This is a genomic window from Vibrio sp. 397 (assembly GCF_033339395.1).
Classification (GTDB): Bacteria; Pseudomonadota; Gammaproteobacteria; order Enterobacterales; family Vibrionaceae; genus Vibrio; species Vibrio alginolyticus.
The window spans coordinates 271,836-290,803 of the sequence record NZ_JAWOUN010000006.1; the positions used below are offsets into that span (position 1 = coordinate 271,836).

At 44.2% G+C, this 18,968-nt stretch carries 20 protein-coding genes and 1 pseudogene; 10 read left to right on the top strand and 11 right to left on the bottom strand.

Annotated features, from left to right (window positions below):
* From R7P36_RS12470 to R7P36_RS12480, 3 genes are all read right to left on the bottom strand, one after another.
* Positions 1-348, bottom strand: a complete 348-nt coding sequence (locus R7P36_RS12470) for a hypothetical protein (RefSeq protein WP_206952739.1) — start codon at positions 346-348, stop codon at positions 1-3.
* A gap of 232 nt (positions 349-580) precedes the next feature.
* On the bottom strand, positions 581-1,738 hold the full coding sequence (locus R7P36_RS12475; protein WP_005385167.1) for an amino acid permease: 1,158 nt from the start codon (positions 1,736-1,738) through the stop codon (positions 581-583).
* Positions 1,739-2,460: 722 nt separating this feature from the next.
* Positions 2,461-2,772: a hypothetical protein gene (locus R7P36_RS12480; protein ID WP_005375472.1), complete on the bottom strand. Its 312-nt coding sequence runs from the start codon at positions 2,770-2,772 to the stop codon at positions 2,461-2,463.
* 141 nt (positions 2,773-2,913) lie between these two features.
* On the opposite strand from R7P36_RS12480, the gene R7P36_RS12485 reads away from it, so the two are divergent.
* On the top strand, positions 2,914-3,246 hold the full coding sequence (locus tag R7P36_RS12485; protein ID WP_031780945.1) for a helix-turn-helix transcriptional regulator: 333 nt from the start codon (positions 2,914-2,916) through the stop codon (positions 3,244-3,246).
* Positions 3,247-3,356: 110 nt separating this feature from the next.
* On the opposite strand, the gene R7P36_RS12490 is transcribed toward R7P36_RS12485, so the two are convergent.
* The 3 genes from R7P36_RS12490 to R7P36_RS12500 form a co-directional block, all read right to left on the bottom strand.
* Entirely contained in the window at positions 3,357-3,737 is a 381-nt protein-coding gene (locus R7P36_RS12490; protein ID WP_005375467.1) for a hypothetical protein, read from the bottom strand.
* Positions 3,738-3,904: 167 nt separating this feature from the next.
* The gene (locus R7P36_RS12495) at positions 3,905-4,291 is read right to left on the bottom strand and encodes a GlcG/HbpS family heme-binding protein (RefSeq protein ID WP_005375465.1); all 387 of its coding nucleotides are present in this window, start codon (positions 4,289-4,291) and stop codon (positions 3,905-3,907) included.
* Between the two features lie 9 nt (positions 4,292-4,300).
* On the bottom strand, positions 4,301-5,269 hold the full coding sequence (locus tag R7P36_RS12500) for an aldo/keto reductase (protein ID WP_171344128.1): 969 nt from the start codon (positions 5,267-5,269) through the stop codon (positions 4,301-4,303).
* 154 nt (positions 5,270-5,423) lie between these two features.
* Here R7P36_RS12500 and R7P36_RS12505 point away from each other — a divergent pair, with 154 nt between their 5' ends.
* Positions 5,424-6,299 (top strand): LysR family transcriptional regulator, encoded by an 876-nt coding sequence (locus R7P36_RS12505; RefSeq protein ID WP_171344129.1) that lies wholly within the window; start codon positions 5,424-5,426, stop codon positions 6,297-6,299.
* A gap of 9 nt (positions 6,300-6,308) precedes the next feature.
* On the opposite strand, the gene R7P36_RS12510 is transcribed toward R7P36_RS12505, so the two are convergent.
* Positions 6,309-8,066 carry an SgrR family transcriptional regulator gene (locus tag R7P36_RS12510; RefSeq protein WP_318122171.1) on the bottom strand — a complete coding sequence of 586 codons (1,758 nt, stop codon included), beginning with the start codon at positions 8,064-8,066 and terminating at the stop codon, positions 6,309-6,311.
* Positions 8,067-8,630: 564 nt separating this feature from the next.
* On the opposite strand from R7P36_RS12510, the gene R7P36_RS12515 reads away from it, so the two are divergent.
* Both R7P36_RS12515 and R7P36_RS12520 read left to right on the top strand, forming a co-directional pair.
* Positions 8,631-9,170: a redoxin domain-containing protein gene (locus tag R7P36_RS12515; protein ID WP_005385152.1), complete on the top strand. Its 540-nt coding sequence runs from the start codon at positions 8,631-8,633 to the stop codon at positions 9,168-9,170.
* Between the two features lie 512 nt (positions 9,171-9,682).
* On the top strand, positions 9,683-10,366 hold the full coding sequence (locus tag R7P36_RS12520; protein ID WP_138939625.1) for a hypothetical protein: 684 nt from the start codon (positions 9,683-9,685) through the stop codon (positions 10,364-10,366).
* A 195-nt stretch (positions 10,367-10,561) separates the two neighbouring features.
* Here R7P36_RS12520 and R7P36_RS12525 read toward each other — a convergent pair whose 3' ends face one another.
* Positions 10,562-10,927 carry a winged helix-turn-helix transcriptional regulator gene (locus R7P36_RS12525; RefSeq protein ID WP_005375456.1) on the bottom strand — a complete coding sequence of 122 codons (366 nt, stop codon included), beginning with the start codon at positions 10,925-10,927 and terminating at the stop codon, positions 10,562-10,564.
* Positions 10,928-11,094: 167 nt separating this feature from the next.
* Positions 11,095-11,679 carry an NAD(P)H-dependent oxidoreductase gene (locus R7P36_RS12530; protein ID WP_017635228.1) on the bottom strand — a complete coding sequence of 195 codons (585 nt, stop codon included), beginning with the start codon at positions 11,677-11,679 and terminating at the stop codon, positions 11,095-11,097.
* Positions 11,680-11,949: 270 nt separating this feature from the next.
* On the opposite strand from R7P36_RS12530, the gene R7P36_RS12535 reads away from it, so the two are divergent.
* Both R7P36_RS12535 and arsB read left to right on the top strand, forming a co-directional pair.
* Positions 11,950-12,291: an ArsR/SmtB family transcription factor gene (locus R7P36_RS12535; protein ID WP_009706198.1), complete on the top strand. Its 342-nt coding sequence runs from the start codon at positions 11,950-11,952 to the stop codon at positions 12,289-12,291.
* A gap of 85 nt (positions 12,292-12,376) precedes the next feature.
* Positions 12,377-13,432 (top strand): ACR3 family arsenite efflux transporter, encoded by a 1,056-nt coding sequence (gene arsB, locus R7P36_RS12540; protein WP_042521522.1) that lies wholly within the window; start codon positions 12,377-12,379, stop codon positions 13,430-13,432.
* 36 nt (positions 13,433-13,468) lie between these two features.
* Here the strand turns inward: arsB and R7P36_RS12545 are convergent, their stop codons facing one another.
* Both R7P36_RS12545 and R7P36_RS12550 read right to left on the bottom strand, forming a co-directional pair.
* Positions 13,469-14,248, bottom strand: a complete 780-nt coding sequence (locus R7P36_RS12545) for an AraC family transcriptional regulator (protein ID WP_047101663.1) — start codon at positions 14,246-14,248, stop codon at positions 13,469-13,471.
* 19 nt (positions 14,249-14,267) lie between these two features.
* Positions 14,268-14,801: a YbhB/YbcL family Raf kinase inhibitor-like protein gene (locus tag R7P36_RS12550; RefSeq protein WP_318122172.1), complete on the bottom strand. Its 534-nt coding sequence runs from the start codon at positions 14,799-14,801 to the stop codon at positions 14,268-14,270.
* A 187-nt stretch (positions 14,802-14,988) separates the two neighbouring features.
* Between R7P36_RS12550 and R7P36_RS12555 the strand changes: the two are divergent.
* The 4 genes and pseudogenes from R7P36_RS12555 to R7P36_RS12570 all read left to right on the top strand — a co-directional run bounded on the left by R7P36_RS12555 (position 14,989) and on the right by R7P36_RS12570 (position 18,966).
* Positions 14,989-15,780, top strand: a pseudogene (locus tag R7P36_RS12555) (PhzF family phenazine biosynthesis protein).
* A 207-nt stretch (positions 15,781-15,987) separates the two neighbouring features.
* Positions 15,988-16,938 carry an HlyD family secretion protein gene (locus tag R7P36_RS12560; RefSeq protein ID WP_395234540.1) on the top strand — a complete coding sequence of 317 codons (951 nt, stop codon included), beginning with the start codon at positions 15,988-15,990 and terminating at the stop codon, positions 16,936-16,938.
* Between the two features lie 4 nt (positions 16,939-16,942).
* Positions 16,943-17,869 carry an ABC transporter ATP-binding protein gene (locus R7P36_RS12565; protein ID WP_213900035.1) on the top strand — a complete coding sequence of 309 codons (927 nt, stop codon included), beginning with the start codon at positions 16,943-16,945 and terminating at the stop codon, positions 17,867-17,869.
* The gene (locus tag R7P36_RS12570) at positions 17,869-18,966 is read left to right on the top strand and encodes an ABC transporter permease (protein WP_031778897.1); all 1,098 of its coding nucleotides are present in this window, start codon (positions 17,869-17,871) and stop codon (positions 18,964-18,966) included. The genes R7P36_RS12565 and R7P36_RS12570 overlap by 1 nt, the downstream gene beginning before the upstream one ends.
* Positions 18,967-18,968: the final 2 nt, after the last annotated feature.

Here is an 18,968-nt window from a genome sequence, read left to right on the forward strand (position 1 = left end):
TTAATTGAACTCGACATGGATATAGCGATCATTAGAACGACGATAATAGCGGTCGTCCACTTTTAGATAAGTGAAATCTCCAATCTTTATGTAGGTACTATTCCGAGGAATTCGGTCATGGTAATAGTAACTGCGCCTTGGTCGACGGGTCTCCACATAAATAACGTCACGATGTTTGTGTTTATGCTTGTGCTTGCGCTTGTGTTTATGATGGTGGTGATGCGCATGATGGTGATCGTACCCGTACCGATGTCCATGCTTATGCTTCGGGTCAGCCACCGCTTCTGTACTCAACACACCTAAAGACAACATAACGCCAACCATGGCAAAAGATAATTGCTTTGACACAACAGAGCCTCTTATTCATATCAACATTGATATAATAGGAGGGTGAATCACTGTACATGTCAGCCTTTCGCTAAGGAGTTTTACTAAAAAGTCAGCGCTAACCGTGATTATCAGAGAAACGTCAAACATCACAAATGCTGATGACTTTGAGTGGCCTGGGTTCGGCTATGAATACAAAAAAGCCGCCCGTTTGAATACGAGCGGCTCAGTTTTTAAATAAGATAGCGTGGTTTTATACTGCTTGGGCAAACAGCAAGAAACAGCCGAATAGGAAGATCATGCTCATTCCCATTGCGCCGCCACCAGCTTCATAAATATTGTCATCTTCTACCGGCACTCGGCGCACTTTCATGGTCATTGATAATGGGACAAAGACCGCGAGAAACACAAGAATAATCCCCGCGTAGCTGAGAATAGCTAGGAAGTGTTCTGGCGCAAATACAGCACCTAATAGTGGTAGCACAAAAGTAGTAACAAAAATCACTGGCTTACTTGCTTTCAGTAGGTCTGCATTTTGATCGTATAGCGCCATTGCAACACCTAAGAACGACGTTAGTAGTGCCAAACCAGTAAACATGGATAGGATGAACTCTAAGCCCTCGTATTGCTGACCTAGTACCGAGATCAACTCTGTTACGTTGGAGTATTGAACAAGCTCATGAGGTGGTAGGTTGCCGACAACCGCTAACAACCATAATAGGTAACAAACAAGCGGAATAGTTGAGCCCACGATAATCATATTACGCAGCTGTGTTTTACTCGCTTCTTTGTTGTAAGTTACAAGCGATGGGATCACGACCATAAAACCGAAACTGGTGAAAAGCACCGAACTGGTTTTGATAAGTGCCATTTTATCGTCGCTCACAACCTCATCAAGTCCTTCAAACGAGACGCTTGGTGCAAGCGCAAAAAGTGTCAGGATCAGCGCTACGATCATGCCTAGGAACAAACCGCGATTCAGCTTATCTACTACCCCTGTACCTGCCGAAACAATGATACCAACTAAAAGAGTAAAACCGACTTGGCTTGCGATCGTGGATGTTGGAAGCCCAATTGAGGCTGTTACTTTTTGTACCAGATCACCCGCACCAATGATGTAAGCCATTAATAGACAAACTAACAGGGCGTAAAGCAAGCTGTTGGTTACCAACTGGCCTCCTTTACCAAGCGTTTCGCGAGCAATTGCATTCATGCTCACACCACCACCTACTTTGCAACTGGCTTCAAGAAGGAGCAGCGCAGCATAAGTCGTTCCAGCCCAGATGAACAACATAAGAAGAGTGCCCCAAAGGAGGCCAAATTGAGCAAGCACCATTGGTATAGCAAGCATACCAGCGCCAAGAGCAGTACCTGCAACGATCAGGGAGCTGCCGACAAGTTTTAGGTTCACGGTTAATACCTCTAAATTCAATCCGTTAATTTCTCGCCAGTTGTGCTTTATCTAAAGCACACAACAAAACGCTCCGACTTAGTCAAAATTTGGTTACAAGAGCACTATGTTACAAGAGCCCTGTATGGCTAAGAAGACACGCAACAAAAGGTGGTTAATCATTTGCACATGAACACTTGAGAGTCGTTTTGGGCGATGTCATCGTTGATGAAATGTGCGCAACTTTGGGTTCGAAGCAAAATTGTTCATCTTAATTCATCAACCCCATTCGTTATGAATGGATTTGGTTCGAAAAGATTGTAAGGCATAAGCAGGACGATTGAAAAGCAAAAGGTCAATCTTATAGCGATATATTTTAACAACTCTTATCTTTTACCTAAGATGTGTTGTTTTTTTCGTCACTAATTAGTCTTTTATCGCTTAAAGAGAAGGAAGAACGTGCTCAATGGCTCAATTTGGCTGGGTGTACAGATTAATTTACAGTTTAAGTGAAGGTGTTAGATTCCGAGGACGTAGCCTAGATCGGACAATATCGCTATTATTCGCTGCGTACCGACACGTTCGGTTCACATACCTCTAAACACTGATTTACGGTTCGAAAATATAGGTAAATGAGTGTCCGAATGCTGGGTGTGGTTCCCCAGCATTTGCATCCTTTCTTTTAGATGTCATCAATTGATCGAAATTGCGTAAATCTTGTATCGCCCGACGTTACGACTGTGTTAATACGCTTTATCTAGCGCGCCAATGATATAAGTTAACACTGGAATACCCATATCCGCGACCTGCTTCTCAGTCTCACTCATATTTTCATGCGCCATCCGCAGCTCTACTTCACTTATCGATTCTTTGTGAAGGTAAAGCTCTTTGTAGTTCATCAATCGCTGTTGTGACTGTTGAATCAGTGTCACAACATTCTCTTTAGTCTCACGATGTTGCTGATCAATTTCACTAAATAAATGATCTAAAATGCGTTGCATTTTGCGAATAGAAGCTTTCGTTTCTATTGATTTGTATGATTGATACTTTTCCATTGAGTTAATAACTGACTAAAATATTTACGTTTTTATAAGACAGTTATTTTTATACTGATTGCAAAGCAGGTAAATATGTGGTGGTTAAACTGGTCCACTTCTTGCTCCGTTTAGGTCAAAACTGTCCTTTCAGGAGAGCACATGCAGGTAGACCCTATAATTCAAGCACTGATCGCAAGACGAAAATCGAATGGCCTCTCCCGTGAGCAAATGGCAAACATCGCTGGAATGAGCGTAAAAACATATCAAAGGATCGAGCGCGGAGAGTCCGATCTTAAACTCTCACAATATCGTGCCATATTGCGTTCGCTTCATTTGACTGACCTAGATATTGCTTTAGATGTACGTGATGTTCAGCATGTCACAGCAAATGACCTAACGGCCGTGGCGAGATTGCTCTCACCGGAAGCTCAGTCCCTGCTCGTTCGCCTATTATCGTTAGTCCTTGAACAAAAGAACAAGAAAGGTGATTAACGACATTGCTCATACCCAAACGTGAATGTCCTGTTGAGCGTTGAAACATGAATCGTTTAGACAAAAATAAAACTCGTCAAATGACGAGTTTTATTCTTTATATCAGTCCGTTACTCTAGGCTTTTTAATTCCGATGTATCAACGCCTTTTATTGCATCTTTCGCCACTTTATCAGGATCAAATACATCACGTTCTTCATACGAATTATCAATCATGCCTTGTCCTATCGCGGTCGCCTGCTTTTGTAACTTGTTACCCTCTACCTCACCAGCATCCCAGCCTTGCCGATAATCTGAGTCGGTTTGATACCTTGTTTCGTCCTTAATATAGTGTTCAAAATCATTCCCTGCCTCTTGCATACCACTATGCCGACCGTCATGAAAGCCTTGGATATAAGCTTCATCATAACCGCTCTCTTTTAACGCGCTGTCACTCGTACCACAGCCTGAGAGGAGAACAAAAAATAGCGAAACGAATACCTTATGAAACATATTTAGGCCTCAAAGCTTTCAAATAAATTAATCATAGTTCGCGATTTCAACTTCTGCTTACTTCAGGCTATTAGATAGCATTGTGACTCGACGAAGCCTGTGAACTTGAGTCCCTACAGTGAGTACAAAGCTGGACAAAGCATCACACCTACTGATAAACATTATACTCAACGCGCGTTTAATACTTCCATCGCAAGTGCTTCATCATCTTGCTCAGCCAAACCACTGATACCAATTGCACCGACGACTTTCCCCTCTTGTTCTACAGGTACACCACCCATAAAGCCTGTGATCTTCGGGTCAGTCCAATAACTCAACTGCTTACCCGTCTCACGAGCCCAAGCACCCAGATTGCCGCTAGGCTGACGGTCTCTAGCCGAGGTGTAAGCTTTGTTATGTGCCAACAAACCTGCTTGCACACTCACATCATCCATTCGGGCAAAACCGAGCAATTCTCCATGTGTATCAACCACGGCAACCGCAATGTTCTGCTTGCGAGCAGTCGCAATTTCCAATGCCGTTTGAATCAGAGTTTGAACTTGTACGTATTTCATTTTTCTCTCCTACGGGATCTCATGACCAAGGGTTTTCTCGAACAAGCCATACCAATGGCTACGTGATAGCGTGACGTTCTCTACTTGAGCACAAGCGCGAATACGCTGTGGGTTTGCAGTACCAATAACAGGCTGAATTTGGTTTGGATGACGCGTCAGGAAGGCTAAAACAATCGCCTCAGACGACACGCCATATTCAGCTGCTAGCGCCATTACCATCTCCGCAGTCTGTCTGGTGTTGTGATCATCAGAATGTAAGCCACGCTCTGAGAATCTTCCTTGCGCCATACTGCCCCACGCTTGCAGTTGGATATTGTGCCTACGGGCATGTTCCAGTGTTCCCGCAACGTAGTCAGATGCGGACGAAGGAAGCCCCATACCTTGCTTGATGAAGTCAGACTTAGCCAGACTCATTTCCAACTGGTTCGCCACAACAATTTCGCCCGTTGCTTGTTGAAGAAGATCAATTTGAGCACTGTTCATGTTAGAAACACCGAAGTGGTTAACTTTGCCAGCTTGTTTCAGTGCTTGGAGCGCTGTGCCCAGTTCTTCAAATTCAACCAGAGGATCAGGACGATGCAGCATCAAAACATCAAGGTTTTCCACGCCAAGGCGCTCAAGAATGCCCTCAACAGAAGCCGTCACCCATTTGGCAGAGAAGTCATACTGCTTAACACCTTGCTCATCTCCTAGACGGATGCCGCACTTGGATTGCAGATAAATTCGCTCTCGTAAGGTTGAGTCATTGGCTAAGATGCACCCAAACACTTCTTCTGCCTTACCGAATTTGTAGATATCCGCATGATCAAAGAGATTGATGCCAACCTCTAATGCAGCCTCGACAGCGGCATAAGCTTGGTTTTCATCTTGGGCGGTTAATGGGTTGCGATTCCACTCCCCTCCAAGTCCCATACAGCCGAAGACCAAGCGGCTAACGTTAGGTAAGGTTTTGGCGAGCGGTAGTGTTGGATTGTTCATCGTTATTCTCACTTTTCCGATTTCTGCATCTTCAATTTCTTAAGTTAACTCTAACCATCTTACCGTTCGTAAAAATTAGTTTAATACCGTAAAATCGAATTCATTATCCTCGCTACCGAACAATTAAAGCGAACAATAAAGACGAGCAATCAAGATGGCAGATTACAAGAGAATCGAAAAACTGATGCTGTTTGCCGAAGTGGCTCAAACACTTAACTTTTCTAGGGCAGCGGAGCAACTTGGCATTTCTAAAAGTTACCTGTCAGAACAAATCAAGCGATTGGAATCGGAACTCGCCACGCCTTTGATTGTTCGAACCACACGCAGCGTGAGATTGACGGCAGAAGGTGAATCGATCTTTGCACAAGCGGAAGATCTCAAACGCCGCGTAATGGAAATGGAAAAGAGTTTAAGTCAGCAATCTGAGCAAGTAGACGGTCTGATTCGTCTTACCGCTCCCAAGATGTTTGCCGAAGCGGTGCTGCATGATTTGTGTGTGGCGTTTCGCGCTTTACATCCAAACGTAGAGTTCGAGATCCTTTCTAGCTATCAAGCGTTTAATCTGACAGAAACCAGCGTTGATTTTGCGTTTCGAGCGACAAGAACGCCGCCAGAGAATATGATTGCTCATCACCTTTTGGACTACCACCACTGGCTGGTTGCCTCTCCTCAGTATCTGCAAGAAGAAGGTACGCCGGAGACATTAGATGATTTACAAGAGCATCAATGCTTAACCACATTGCATCAAAAAGAGTGGCCGTTAAAAACGGGAACAGTTCAAACCCAAGGTTGGCTTTCAAGCAATGAAAACCGCTTACTCAAAGAATCAGCCCTGTCTGGCAATGGCATTGCTCGGTTAGCAAGTTACTTTGTCGAACAAGACGTTGAGCACGGCCGTCTAGTGCAGGTTCTATCGGAAGAAACTGACCACCAGCACAACGCGGTTTACTTGGTGTACCCACAACTTATCTATCAATCGGCGAAAACCAGAGCCTTCATTGAATTTGTGAAGCAGCACTTTGCTCAATAACTAAAGCAGTTAATCCGCCGACCACACCGAGCGAATATCTGGCCAACCCCAGTTAGTAAGAGCGACGTCTTCTAAAACACCTTGGAAACGCAAAGTTTGTGTATGGTGGAACATGGGTGCAATCCAATACTCGCTGATCAACGTCGATGCAATTGGCTCCAATGCATTAAGGTACTCCTCAAGTGGAACGAAAGATCTGACTCTCTGTAGTTGTTCATCTAACCATTGTGCGTTCTTCTCTCCCAAAGTGTGGAATAGCACAGCGTTGCTGAAGAAGTTCGTGAACGCTGAGGCATGACGATTATCATCTAGGTTTATGTTCGTCACGACCATCGTCTCATTTAGCTCACCATTCTTAGCTTTCTCGTTCAGCTCACGATAGGAATACATAACAATTTCTACTTTACTGCCAACACTCACCAAACGATTAGAAATAGCCCGCGCACAGCGACGCAACGCGGTATAGTTATATCCGGCTATCGTAATGTGTTTAGGTAACTTAAGCGGCTCACTGAACGGACGGAGCACTGGCTTCCAACCTGGTAGCAGGTTATAAGCGGGTATACTCCCAAATACAATATTCTCGCGGCGCATCACTTCGGCCAAGTGCTCAGGTTGAATTAGCTCACTAATATAACGGCGCTGCGCTAAAGAGAGTTTGTGCTTAGCGTGCTGATTAAATAAGGCGAATAAGCAACCATCTTCTATTCGACTACGCTTGCTCGCCGATGAGTTTTCTCGGTTTTGCGTCGACATATAGTGTCCACACAAATCCTCCTCGGGCGAAGTATCCCTTTGCAACGTATTTGCTGCCAATGACGGGTTCTCCATTTGCTCGTCATTAACAATCCAGATAGTCACCAAATCCGTTAGAACTCTACATGCATAGTAACCATTAAATGCTTGCAGTTTTAAACGACTTTCATTGTGCTCGACAACAGAGAATGGGCTACTTCCGACCACCAGCTTGTTATTCGCTACGTTAACTTGGCTTACTGGTTGAATGCCGTATTTCACACCAGAAATAAGTCCAGCAAAGCCCAAGTCAGCTCGATTAAGCTTAAAAACAACCTTCAATGGCGTTGGCGCAGTAATGTTAGCAACATGTGCCAATTCTTTTTCGTAATACTGTAGTGAACTCAATTTTGCAAACAAGCTAACCACTGTTTCTGCATCAATGGAATTACCATTATGAAAAGTCAGACCTGGACGAAGGTAGAAAGTCCATTCGTAGGTGTCTTCGTCATAACGCCAGTGATGTGCGAGTTCTGGTTGCACTTTCCCATTGTGATCACTCGAAACTAAGCAACAATAGATTTGCCTTAATAAGAAACGTTCGCTGCTACGCTGAAGTTGATGTGGAACGACGCGCTCAAACATTCGCTTATAGGTTAATTGAATATTGAGCTGTCCTTCTTGCACAGAAGCACCAGACGTTGTTTTTAACAAACGGCCAAATGCCATTTCGTCTTCATCTAATATCGCCAGTGCTTTTTCATACTTGCCTAACTTGATACGTTCAAGAGCCAAGCTCTCTTTTAAAACGTCTAACTCCATATTCAGAATAAGAGTCGATCGTTGGTTCCGCCCAGCTTTCGGGTGCCAGCTCAACCACGCCTTCTGCTGCATCTGCGTTAGCAGGCTACGAGCATGCCGAGAAGAAGTGAACATGATGTCGGCAATGTCCTGTAACGTGGTTTTTGTTTCATCACCAACACTAAACGAGAGTAATCGTTGGTAATAGCGAAACAAATTGAGATCAGACACTGAATCAACCTTAGATCTGTGAAGTTTGTGGATAGGAATAGTTTACTTAAGTTGGCGGTAATAAAATAAGAAAACTTCCTAATTATCTGTTCCCCTTTTCCACAATTAACCTCCAAATTCGGCTTTAAAGCCCCAGATATTTACGTTATTAGGAATAAAGTCAACAAAAGCACTCTCTTTTTTATCTCCCCTTTTATACGCATAATTTACTCGTCAGCTAAAGGAGGAAAAAATGAAGAAGCCAATGATGGCGTACTTTTTTCAGCAACGCCTAGCTCAATCGAGTAATAAAATAGAAGTGATGACTCTGGTTTATCTTAACGATATGTTCCAGTGGTCATAGCCTAACCTCAAGCAGAACTTAGCTCCTGATACTACACCCCCACTTCGTTGTATCTTAAGTTCTGCTTTTTCATCTTTTGCACTCTACTACCTTATTGCAGGTTACTAAAAGTTAACTAGTTGAAACACCGCAAAACAGAGTCTACATTGAAGTCTCATCCCCCAATCGCTTTGTTGAGAAAGGGGCATTCATGGATATACACCACCAATTCGGGAGTCAATATGGCAACTTCAGTGAAACTTAAAGCGGGCGACAGCTTCCCTCATCTTCAAGCCACTTTGCTAGATGGTTCAAGCGTAACGTTGGGTCAGCCGCAAGGTGATGCGACTTGGCAAGCAGTATTCGTTTATCGTGGTAAACACTGCCCTCTTTGTACTAAGTACCTCAACGAGCTTGAGAGTTACAAACAGGCTTTCGCTGATGCTGGCGTCGATATTCTTGCCGTTTCTGGCGATTCAAAAGCACAGCTAGAGGGGCATCTAGAGAAACTCGAAATCAGCTTCCCTATCGCTTACGGCCTGACCGAAGAACAAATGAAAACGCTAGGCTTGTATGTATCTATTCCTCGATCTGAACAGGAAACCGATCATAATTTCGCAGAACCAGGTCTGTTTGTGGTGAATGAACACGGCGACTTACACGTGGTGGATATTTCAAACAACCCGTTTGTTCGCCCTGAGCTTGGCGCGCTATCACGCGGATTGGCATGGATTCGCGATCCAAACAATAACTACCCTATCCGTGGCACATTGGATTACTAATATCTTCTACACCCAAGTAAACTTTCTATCCTTAAAGAAGCTAGGATTCTTGCCTTAGTGAGAATAACTTGGAATGCATATCAGATCCGTGAGATCTGATATGTATCAACAAGTTGGAAATAAAGTCCTTGTTCATTATACAACGTCTTGATGAAAAACAAGATCAGTGAAGCCCAGACTCCCCTCAAACAACGTTAAGTATTTACTTCTAAGTCACTTTCACGATAAACACATGAAATTAAGACTAAAAACTTAGACTTAACGGATATATAAATCATAACGGTACCTACACAAGTAGTTGGCTAGCGATTATTATCCTATTGCAACTCACAATTGTGCAAATCTAATAATTCATACCATAAATGAAAACATAGATACCGTAAGAGACAAAATAAAAGCAAACGATTAAATTACCAATAAAACACTGTTCAATTAAAATAAAAAACATTTCACTTTATAAAAATGTAATTAATCGTTATTTGCAATCACACATCTTAATTGAGAAATACAGTATGAATAAAATCTCTTTGCTTTATATGGCCGTTTGTATCGGATTAGTTGGATGCGGTTCAGGAGGAAGCGACAACGATCCAGCAAAAGATATACATCCCACCATTTCAAATCCGGAACAAGTCAACGCAATGACGGTGGACAAAGGTCATTTCTATTGTTCTGTAAACCAACAAAAACTGGAACACGGAGGGACATCTGCAACCATGTCCTACCTGATTGAAAAGAAAAGAAATTCTACGGTTGTCGACGATTATGAATGTACCGAATACGGTTTAAAGAAAGGTGAGTCAATTATCGTCACTAAAAGTGCAATTGAAAACTTTTCATACTCAAAACATTATAAAAGCACGAAGAAGAATGACATTAATGGGTTTAAAATCATCTACCCTACAGGGCTTACGACTCCGATTAATAAAGATTATGAAAAAATTACGATCACGTATAATACGGAGAGACCTGACGTTAACATTAAGATAATTCAATATTTTGACGAAAAGTCTAAATTATATACCATCAAAAAATATGAAAGCCACGTTAACGACAACTCACCAATAGGTTTAGTTGAGAAAGAGGAATTCGATAAATATTCCGATTTTGAAAAGAAACTGGAATTAAATAGTGCTTTTTTAAATTCAACTGAAGTGAGTGATTTATTCTACAACTTACTAAGTATGATAAAATAATAACTAAAAATCAAAAACTTAAAAAGTACGATTATGCTCAAGTAGCCTCGATATGCCTGACTCGAAAGAGTACGTTGTTTTACGAAACAAATTACGATTTGAATGAAGCACATCTAAGTTACTTGGGTATAAACGGCGATGTATTGTTAATCAGCTTTCAAAAGAGAGTAACGTTTGCGATTAACTACTTTGGTCTTAACGAAGCTCAATTTGATGCTTTTCAGACCAAATTCGCAAATCATCAAGAATCTTAAGTGCGGTACGGCCGAACTCTGTTAGTTCATAGCTTACGGCAATTGGGCGGTCGCTGATCACTTTGCGCACCACCATACCTTCCGCTTCTAGCTCTTTCAGGCGTTGGTCGATCATCTTTTTACTTGCACCGCCTAGCATGCGTGCTAAGTCATTGAAACGAACTGGGCCGTCTTTCAAATGATAAATCAGAGAACCTTTCCATTTACCACCAATTAGACGCATCCCTTTCTCGATAGCACATGGCTCCGCACATACGTTCGCCACTGACTTACGACCTTTGCTATCTACACTGATTCTGCTTTCCACAATACACCTCAAGATACGCACCTAATCTAGGTAACGAAAAGTAAGCTAGATACATTTAGTGCTTTAGAGTAATAAAAACGTCACCTCGCCGCAAACAAATAAAAATGGACCGCATGCAGCAGTCCATCTCAATTCATCATTCAGTTCGCACTATCTTTCTAAAAGGATTAGAAGTTTTCGTTAATGTGAGCTTCGAAACGAACAAAATCGTTTTCGATATCTGCGTTCTTCATCACGTCGTAACAAGCGAATGTAGGCAGTGCTGACATACCAAAGAAGCGGAAGTTAGCGTGCATGTGGAACATCAAATCGTCCACGCCTTTACCTTGGAATAGGTATTCGCTCTCATCATCAAACGATTCTTCTGGCGCGTTGAATGTCAGTGACAGCATGTATTTGCTGTTGGTTTGAGTGCCGCCTGTACCATAGTTTTTCTTTGGTTCTTCTGCGCTACGGCCATCGAATGCACATAGTGCGCCGCCCATACCCGCAGTAAACACGTCGTCCATGTATTTTTTGAATGACCAAGGCACAGACATCCAGTTGATTGGGCTTTGGATGATCACGCGATCAGCCCATTCAAAGTGTGCGAGTTGCTCATCTACGTTGATCTCATCTTGCATTGTCACAACGCGAACTTCATGGCCTTTTGCTTGCAGAAGCGTCTGTGCTTTGTCGACAAGAGAAGCGTTTAGACGACCTTCTGAGTATGGTGATGGTTCGTGTGCATTGATGATCAGTACATTGCTCATGGGATTACCTTTAAATAAGTTCACAAGATGACGCAATAACCATTGTGCGTCGGATGTGGTTTATTATGGTAACCTAGAAATATAGTGCAATTAGTTAACTTTTAGTAACCTACTTAATTTTTGATTATATCTCTGTTTTTAAAAGATATATTTTTTCAACTTTTTATTCATCGCTATTTCCCGATTAATTTTTTCATCGATTTGTTGCATCTTTCACAGAGCAGGCGTACACTTTATCGTAATTCGACGATTAACTATTAAGGCCAGCGAATGAGTGATAAGTGCAACGACACGTGCGAAGTTGTTTTTCAGACAACGCAACAACAGCTCGAGAAAGAACAAACTCTAGCAGCGCAAGCAAAAGCTTTGTCGCATCCAGCACGTTTGCGCATTCTGCATATCCTGCACACGCTCGATACCATGGGCGGTTGTTTGAACAGTGATTTGGTTTCTGAACTGGGTCTTGCGCAATCTACTGTTTCCGAGCACTTGCGTATTCTCAAGCAAGCAGGCTTTATCAGCGCCGAGCCAAACCCACCTAAGGTGTGTTACCGCATTCAACGCGACGCGTTTGATCAGTTCAATCTAGGCTTTTCCAAGTTATTTGATTAATTCCCTTTGCACGCTGGTCAGGCGTGCAGAGATAAACTATACCTTCAACTATCGCTTTTCGACGATAAACGAATAAGAGAACACTATGACTACTCAAGTTTTAAATAGTGCCAGCGACAAAATGAGCTTCTTGGACCGTTACCTAACGGTGTGGATTTTTGTCGCAATGGCAATCGGTGTAGGTATTGGCGCAGCGTTCCCTCAAGTTGCTGAGTGGAATGAGTCAATGTCAGTCGGCAGCACGAACGTACCGCTCGCGATTGGTTTGATTTTGATGATGTACCCGCCGCTAGCAAAGGTGAACTACAACCTGCTAGGTACAGTGACGAAAGATAAAAAAGCGATCACGCTGTCTTTAGTCATGAACTGGATTGTCGGCCCTATTTTAATGTTCATCCTTGCATTGACTTTCCTAGGTGATCATCCGGGTTACATGGTTGGTATCATTCTGATCGGTCTTGCTCGTTGTATTGCGATGGTATTGGTATGGAACGATATCGGTGGTGGTAACAAAGAATACGGCGCAGCCCTAGTTGCATTAAACAGCGCTTTCCAAATCGTGACTTACAGTGTGATGGCATGGTTGTTTATCACTGTGTTGCCACCAGTCTTTGGTTACGAAGGTTTCGTAGTTGATATCTCGATGATGGACATCGCGGAAAGCGTTCTTATTTACCTTGGTATCCCATTCCTAGCGGGCTTCCTAAGCCGCAAATGGCTGGTCGCTGCGAAAGGTGAACAATGGTACAACGACGTGTTCATCCCACGCATTTCACCAATTACGCTTATCGCCCTGCTTGCGACCATCGTACTGATGTTCAGCTTGAAAGGTGAAATGATTCTTGAACTGCCAATGGATGTATTCCGTGTAGCAATTCCACTGGCTATCTACTTTGTGTTGATGTTCTTTGTCAGCTTCTTCGTTGGTAAGAAAATGGGCATCGACTACGACAAAAACGCGTCAATTGCTTTCACGGCAACAGGCAACAACTTTGAATTGGCTATTGCGGTTTCTATCGCGGTGTTTGGCCTAAACTCAGACCAAGCTTTTGCTGGTGTCATTGGCCCGCTGATCGAAGTGCCTGTGTTGATTGCTTTGGTGAATGTAGCATTGCGAATGAAAGCCAAATATTATGACTAACCTAAAAAGCACAAAAAATACGAAAGCGGTAAAACATTAACTCACTACCGTTTTAATATACTCGCTGGGCGTTAGGCCGAACTTACTTTTAAAGCGTTGGCTAAAACGCCCCTCTGACTGATAACCACACAACTGTGCGAGCATAGCAACGTTATACGAGCCATTTTGCATCAGGTAAAGTGCGTGATTTAAGCGCACTTCTGCCAATACTTCACGATACTGGGTACCTTCTTGTTTCAATTTGCGTATCAATGTTGCTCGGCTCATAGCAAAATGCCCCGCGACCATGTCTAATGGATGCTCCTCCCCTGGAGAGCGCGATAAGTAACGACTAAGTTTCTGACTAAAAGAGATATGTGAACTCGAGAACAACCGATGCAATAACCCTCTCTCAGCTAGCTGCTGATATAGGCCCATAATCCAATAGCGTTGTGTCGCTTCACTTAAGCTTTCCCGCTCAAACGAAAACAAAGCATTTAACGTCGCTTGCAATGCTTTATCTGTCTCAACAACGGGTACATAGTTTCCTAATGCGTTGCTCATGCTTAGCTCCAACATTTCATCGCTAGGCACACAGTGAAAACTGAACATTCGAGAAAGAAATCGCCCTTGTAGAGGAAGATTTTCAAAATTTAGGGATGCATTTGCTTCACAAAGCATGATATTTGGATGATGGATGTCGAGTACTTCGTCTTTCCAGAAAAGATGTTTACTCCCCTTAACAATCTGAATAATGCTTGGGGAGTGAATCCTGACATTACGAAGCTTCTGCTGCTGCTCCGCACGAAACAGCGTAACCTGATATTGGTGACCCATTCTCTCCCCTTATATTCAATTATCGCGTGTAAGTCGTGGTTAATGTCGCTTTACCCAAAGCAACACTATTCAAAGTAAACCCTACAATGGCTGGTGGCGTGTTTTCATCCAAATTCAGTTCTTCAGTTAGCAATGCCCACACCGTAAACTGGTAACGATGCATCCCATCATTCTTTGGAGGACACGCGCCGCCGAACCCCGTTGTGCCGTAGTCAATACGAGATTCTTTGCCTCCTAACTTGTTCATATCAATGCCTCGAGGCAGCTCGCTAACGGTGGATGGAATATTAAACGCTATCCAATGCCAAAAACCACTGCCTGTTGGTGCATCGGGGTCATACACGGTGATCGCAAAACTTTTTGTGCCCTTTGGAGCTTCTTTCCACATCAATTGTGGTGATTGATTCCCGCCATCACATCCCCAACCAGAGTATTCAAATGTCTTCGCCATCGGGTGGCCTTCTTGAATATCTCTACTCACGAGTTCAAATGCATGGGCAGAACCGACCGCAAAAACACTCAATACCAAAACTGACTTGTAGATCGCTTTCATGTTTTTCTTCCTTTCAATGAATTCAACACTAGTCTAAATACCCAGCAGTCCGAATCCTTGTCAGTAAGTATCAAAAAACACAAAATAATCTATAATTTTGACACTTTAAGATTCTAACACAAATTTCTTACTCTCTTAATTGCACTTGGTTTATGCTAATTAATCGCTCACGGAATAAGGAAGGAAAATGGAATTGGATATCTACGTGGTGGACGCCTTCACCGATACGTAATTCAAAGGCAACTCAGCAGCGGTGATACCGTTAGAGGAATGGCTAGCCCCAGAATTGATGCAAAATATCGCGACAGAAAACAACTTATCAGAGACGGCTTTCCTAAAGTCCATTGGCGCAAACCAATATGAGATTCGTTGGTTCTCTCCGATTACTGAAATCGATTTCTGTGGACACGCAACACTGGCCTCTTCGTTAGTTCTGTTTGATGAGTTTGGCATTAATGGCACGATTGAATTTCATACTCTAGAAGTAGGGACCCTCACCGTAGAGAAGAATGCGCAAGGTAAGATCGAGATGACGTTCCCTGCTCATCCTCCAAAAGCCGTTTCTGATATTCCCTCGGCATTGATTGATGGCCTAAGTTGCGATGTGGAACGCGTACTGCTTAGCCCTCAAGCGTATTTCGTGGTGGTCGGCAACCAGCAGGAGGTACTTGAGGTTCAATACCGCTCAGAGCACCTCAAGACACTCGCTCCTTACGATGTGGTCGTTACCGCGAAAGGTGATCAACAAGACTTTGTATCGCGTTACTTTTGGCCTGCAAATGGTGGTGACGAAGACCCCGTAACTGGCTCGATTCACGCTGGGTTAGCACCGTTCTGGGCAGAAGCGTTAGGCAAAACATCACTGGTCGCTTACCAAGCTTCTCAGCGCGGAGGCATTTTGCACTGTGAAGTTACTGGCGAACAAGTAAGAGTATCTGGCGACGGCGTGCTCTACATGAAAGGCAAGGTTTTTGTTTAAATGATATTCATGTAATCAACTTAAAAGAGCCAAGTAAAGCACGGCTTCCGCAGGATAAAGCCAGCTTCAATAATTAATCAATTGATGAATATTGAAGGAATTAACTTCCTAGCCGGACAAAACTGACTCACGTTACACTGAATGCAGTCCCATACTCTTCTATAGCTTGATACGAATTCGAGCTCACCTTCTTAGAGGAAGCGTCGCATGATGAAGCGAATCATTCTTGGCACCCTAGCCCTGACTCTTTTAACTGCCTGTTCCAAAGATGACGGACAGCAAGCCCTTGGCACACTAGAACGTGACCGTGTAACCTTCACTGCAACATCTAGCGAGATAATTCGTGCCCTACCCATCAAGGAAGGTAGCCAAGTCACCGAAGGAGAAGTGCTGGTTCAGCTCGATACAAAGAACCAAGAAGCCGTTTTAGCTCACGCCGTAGCTGAACAAGCCAAGGCTGACGCTTATCTTTTGAAATTGACCAATGGTGAGCGACCAGAAGACATTGCCGCAGCGCAAGCACGCGTTGCCAGAGCGGAAGCTCAATTGGTTGAAGCGCAAAAGAACTACCAACGTAAAGCGGAGTTAGTTCGCAAGAAACTCATCAGCCAATCAGAAAAAGACAGCGCTTTAGCAGCCAGAGATTCCGCCCGTGCAGAGCTAGACTCCTCACAAGAAGAGTTCAGCAAACTGACCGCTGGCTCTCGTCCTGAAGATATTGAACAAGCGAAAGCCGCACTCATGGCAGCAAAATCCGATGTGGCACTGCAAGAACAGAAACTGGCAGAACTCACCATCACGGCCACGCGAGATGGCTTGTTAGATAACCTACCGTTTAACCTTGGTGAACGCGTTCCTGTGAATGGTGTGGTTGCTGTAATACAAGCCAGCCGCGTCCCATACGCTCGCGTTTATGTTCCTGCCAACTACCGAGTCGATTTTGTGCCGGGTAAAACGGTTAACGTGCATGTAGATGGCGTTGAGCAACCTTATAGCGGCACCGTTCGTTGGGTTGCGACTGAGCCTTCATTTACGCCTTATTTCGCGCTTACCGAAGAAGAACGCTCGCGTTTGATGTACCTTGCAGAAGTCGACCTACAAGACTCCGCACAATCCTTGCCTTCGGGCATTCCAGCACAAGTGGATTTGGTGGAGTAAGCCAATGACCGAATACGCGATTCAAGCTGAAAATGTGGTGAAGAAGTTTGGTGACTTCACCGCCATCAACAACATCACGCTTAATGTGCCCAAAGGCAGTATTTATGGTTTTCTTGGTCCTAACGGCTGTGGCAAATCGACAACTATTCGTGTGTTAACTGGCTTACTTAGCCCAAGCGAAGGCAATGTCGATGTACTCGGGCTAGAGATCCCAAAACAATCTGAGCTTCTGCGCCTCAAGATTGGCTACATGACGCAAAAGTTCTCGCTTTATGATGATCTGACGGTTCAAGAGAATCTTGAGTTTATTGGACAAATCTTTGGTATGGAAACCAAGGCTCTGAAAGCTCGCATCGAAGAACAACTATCCACCTACGGTCTCGACCAACTACGTAAACAGCGCGTCGGCGGAATGAGTGGCGGTCAGAAGCAGCGCTTGTCTCTCGCCGCAGCCACTATGCATAAACCAGAACTGTTGTTCCTCGATGAACCCACGTCTGCGGTTGACCCAGAGAACCGACGCGATTTCTGGGAGCAGTTGTTTGATCTCTCTGACCAAGGCACGACGATTTTGGTCACTACGCACTACATGGACGAAGCCGAACGCTGTCATCGTCTGGCGATTATGGAAGCGGGCGAAATCCGCGCCGATGGTGAGCCAGAAGAACTCATGGCGCAAATGGGCGTTAACATCGTCGAAGTCAAAGCGGATAATTTACGCGAGCTAAAAGAGAAAGTCACTCAGCGTGAAGAGGTGCGCTCGGCCGCACAGCTCGGCATTCGTTTACGCATTTTAATCCACCAGCACATCGAAGAACCGATCGAATGGTTAACCCAGACCTTTCCTGAGCTTGATGGCTGCGAGATGAACATTGCTCGTCCTAGCTTGGAAGATGTGTTTGTCAGTGTTACGGGAGAAGGTCGCCAATGATGAAATCTATTGCCCGTATGAAAGCGGTAATGATCAAAGAGATCCGTCAGCTTTCACGTGACCGCATTACCTTTGGCATGGTCGTGATGATCCCGTTGATTCAGCTTTTGCTGTTCGGCTTTGCCATTAATACCGATATTCGCAATATTCCCGTTGGCGTCGTCGATCAAAGTGGCAGTACTGCTGGGCGTGTGATCACCGAGTCCGTCAAAGTCACGCAAGTGGTCGATGTGGTAGAAACTTTTGCTACCGCTTCAGAAGCCGAGCAAGCCATTCAAGACGGTTTAGTGCGAGCCGCTTTAATTCTACCTAGCGACCTAACCCAACGTATGGTGCAAGGGCGAGAGCTTGGCCAGTGGATTGTGGATGGTTCAGACACCATGATCAGCTCTGCGATTCTCTCGCTACAAACCATGCCGTTAACGGATTTTGATTTTGAGATACGCCCTGCTCCAACCAAAACCTTTGAAGTTGCGCTGTATTACAACCCGAGTCGGCGCTCGGCGGTGAACATTGTCCCTGGTTTATTGGGCGTGATTCTGACCATGACGATGATCTTGTTCACCAGTGCAGCCATTGTTCGAGAACGGGAACGCGGTAATTTAGAGTTACTGATTACTACGCCAATCCACTCCATCGAACTCATGGTAGCGAAGATCATTCCATACATCTTTGTTGGTCTGATTCAGGTGTTTATCATTTTAGGCTTGGGACACTGGATATTTGGCGTGCCGATAAACGGCGCCATTAGTCAGATACTGTTTGGCACGCTGTTGTTTATCGCCGCGAGTTTAACCTTAGGTTTGGTGATATCCACCATTGCGACGACGCAGCTTCAAGCAATGCAGATGACGGTGTTTATTCTTTTGCCATCGATTCTTCTGTCCGGATTTATGTTCCCTTATGAAGGAATGCCCATCGCGGCACAATGGATATCCGAAGCGCTGCCTGCCACCCACTTTATGCGAATTATTCGTGGTGTGGTGCTGCGTGGTGCAGACCTAATGGAGCTATGGCGAGATACAGTTTGGTTACTTGGATTCACCGTTATCGGCCTTATTGTCGCTTCATTTCGCTTCAAAAAATCACTCGACTAATT

What these genes read in the sequence shown, in the direction of transcription:
- R7P36_RS12480 (WP_005375472.1), bottom strand. Translation starts at nt 2,772, where the DNA reads ATGGAAAAGTATCAATCATACAAATCAATAGAAACGAAAGCTTCTATT.
- R7P36_RS12485 (WP_031780945.1), top strand. Translation starts at nt 2,914, where the DNA reads ATGCAGGTAGACCCTATAATTCAAGCACTGATCGCAAGACGAAAATCG.
- R7P36_RS12490 (WP_005375467.1), bottom strand. Translation starts at nt 3,737, where the DNA reads ATGTTTCATAAGGTATTCGTTTCGCTATTTTTTGTTCTCCTCTCAGGC.
- R7P36_RS12495 (WP_005375465.1), bottom strand. Translation starts at nt 4,291, where the DNA reads ATGAAATACGTACAAGTTCAAACTCTGATTCAAACGGCATTGGAAATT.
- R7P36_RS12500 (WP_171344128.1), bottom strand. Translation starts at nt 5,269, where the DNA reads ATGAACAATCCAACACTACCGCTCGCCAAAACCTTACCTAACGTTAGC.
- R7P36_RS12505 (WP_171344129.1), top strand. Translation starts at nt 5,424, where the DNA reads ATGGCAGATTACAAGAGAATCGAAAAACTGATGCTGTTTGCCGAAGTG.
- R7P36_RS12515 (WP_005385152.1), top strand. Translation starts at nt 8,631, where the DNA reads ATGGCAACTTCAGTGAAACTTAAAGCGGGCGACAGCTTCCCTCATCTT.
- R7P36_RS12520 (WP_138939625.1), top strand. Translation starts at nt 9,683, where the DNA reads ATGAATAAAATCTCTTTGCTTTATATGGCCGTTTGTATCGGATTAGTT.
- R7P36_RS12530 (WP_017635228.1), bottom strand. Translation starts at nt 11,679, where the DNA reads ATGAGCAATGTACTGATCATCAATGCACACGAACCATCACCATACTCA.
- R7P36_RS12535 (WP_009706198.1), top strand. Translation starts at nt 11,950, where the DNA reads ATGAGTGATAAGTGCAACGACACGTGCGAAGTTGTTTTTCAGACAACG.
- arsB (WP_042521522.1), top strand. Translation starts at nt 12,377, where the DNA reads ATGACTACTCAAGTTTTAAATAGTGCCAGCGACAAAATGAGCTTCTTG.
- R7P36_RS12545 (WP_047101663.1), bottom strand. Translation starts at nt 14,248, where the DNA reads ATGGGTCACCAATATCAGGTTACGCTGTTTCGTGCGGAGCAGCAGCAG.
- R7P36_RS12550 (WP_318122172.1), bottom strand. Translation starts at nt 14,801, where the DNA reads ATGAAAGCGATCTACAAGTCAGTTTTGGTATTGAGTGTTTTTGCGGTC.
- R7P36_RS12560 (WP_395234540.1), top strand. Translation starts at nt 15,988, where the DNA reads ATGATGAAGCGAATCATTCTTGGCACCCTAGCCCTGACTCTTTTAACT.
- R7P36_RS12565 (WP_213900035.1), top strand. Translation starts at nt 16,943, where the DNA reads ATGACCGAATACGCGATTCAAGCTGAAAATGTGGTGAAGAAGTTTGGT.
- R7P36_RS12570 (WP_031778897.1), top strand. Translation starts at nt 17,869, where the DNA reads ATGAAATCTATTGCCCGTATGAAAGCGGTAATGATCAAAGAGATCCGT.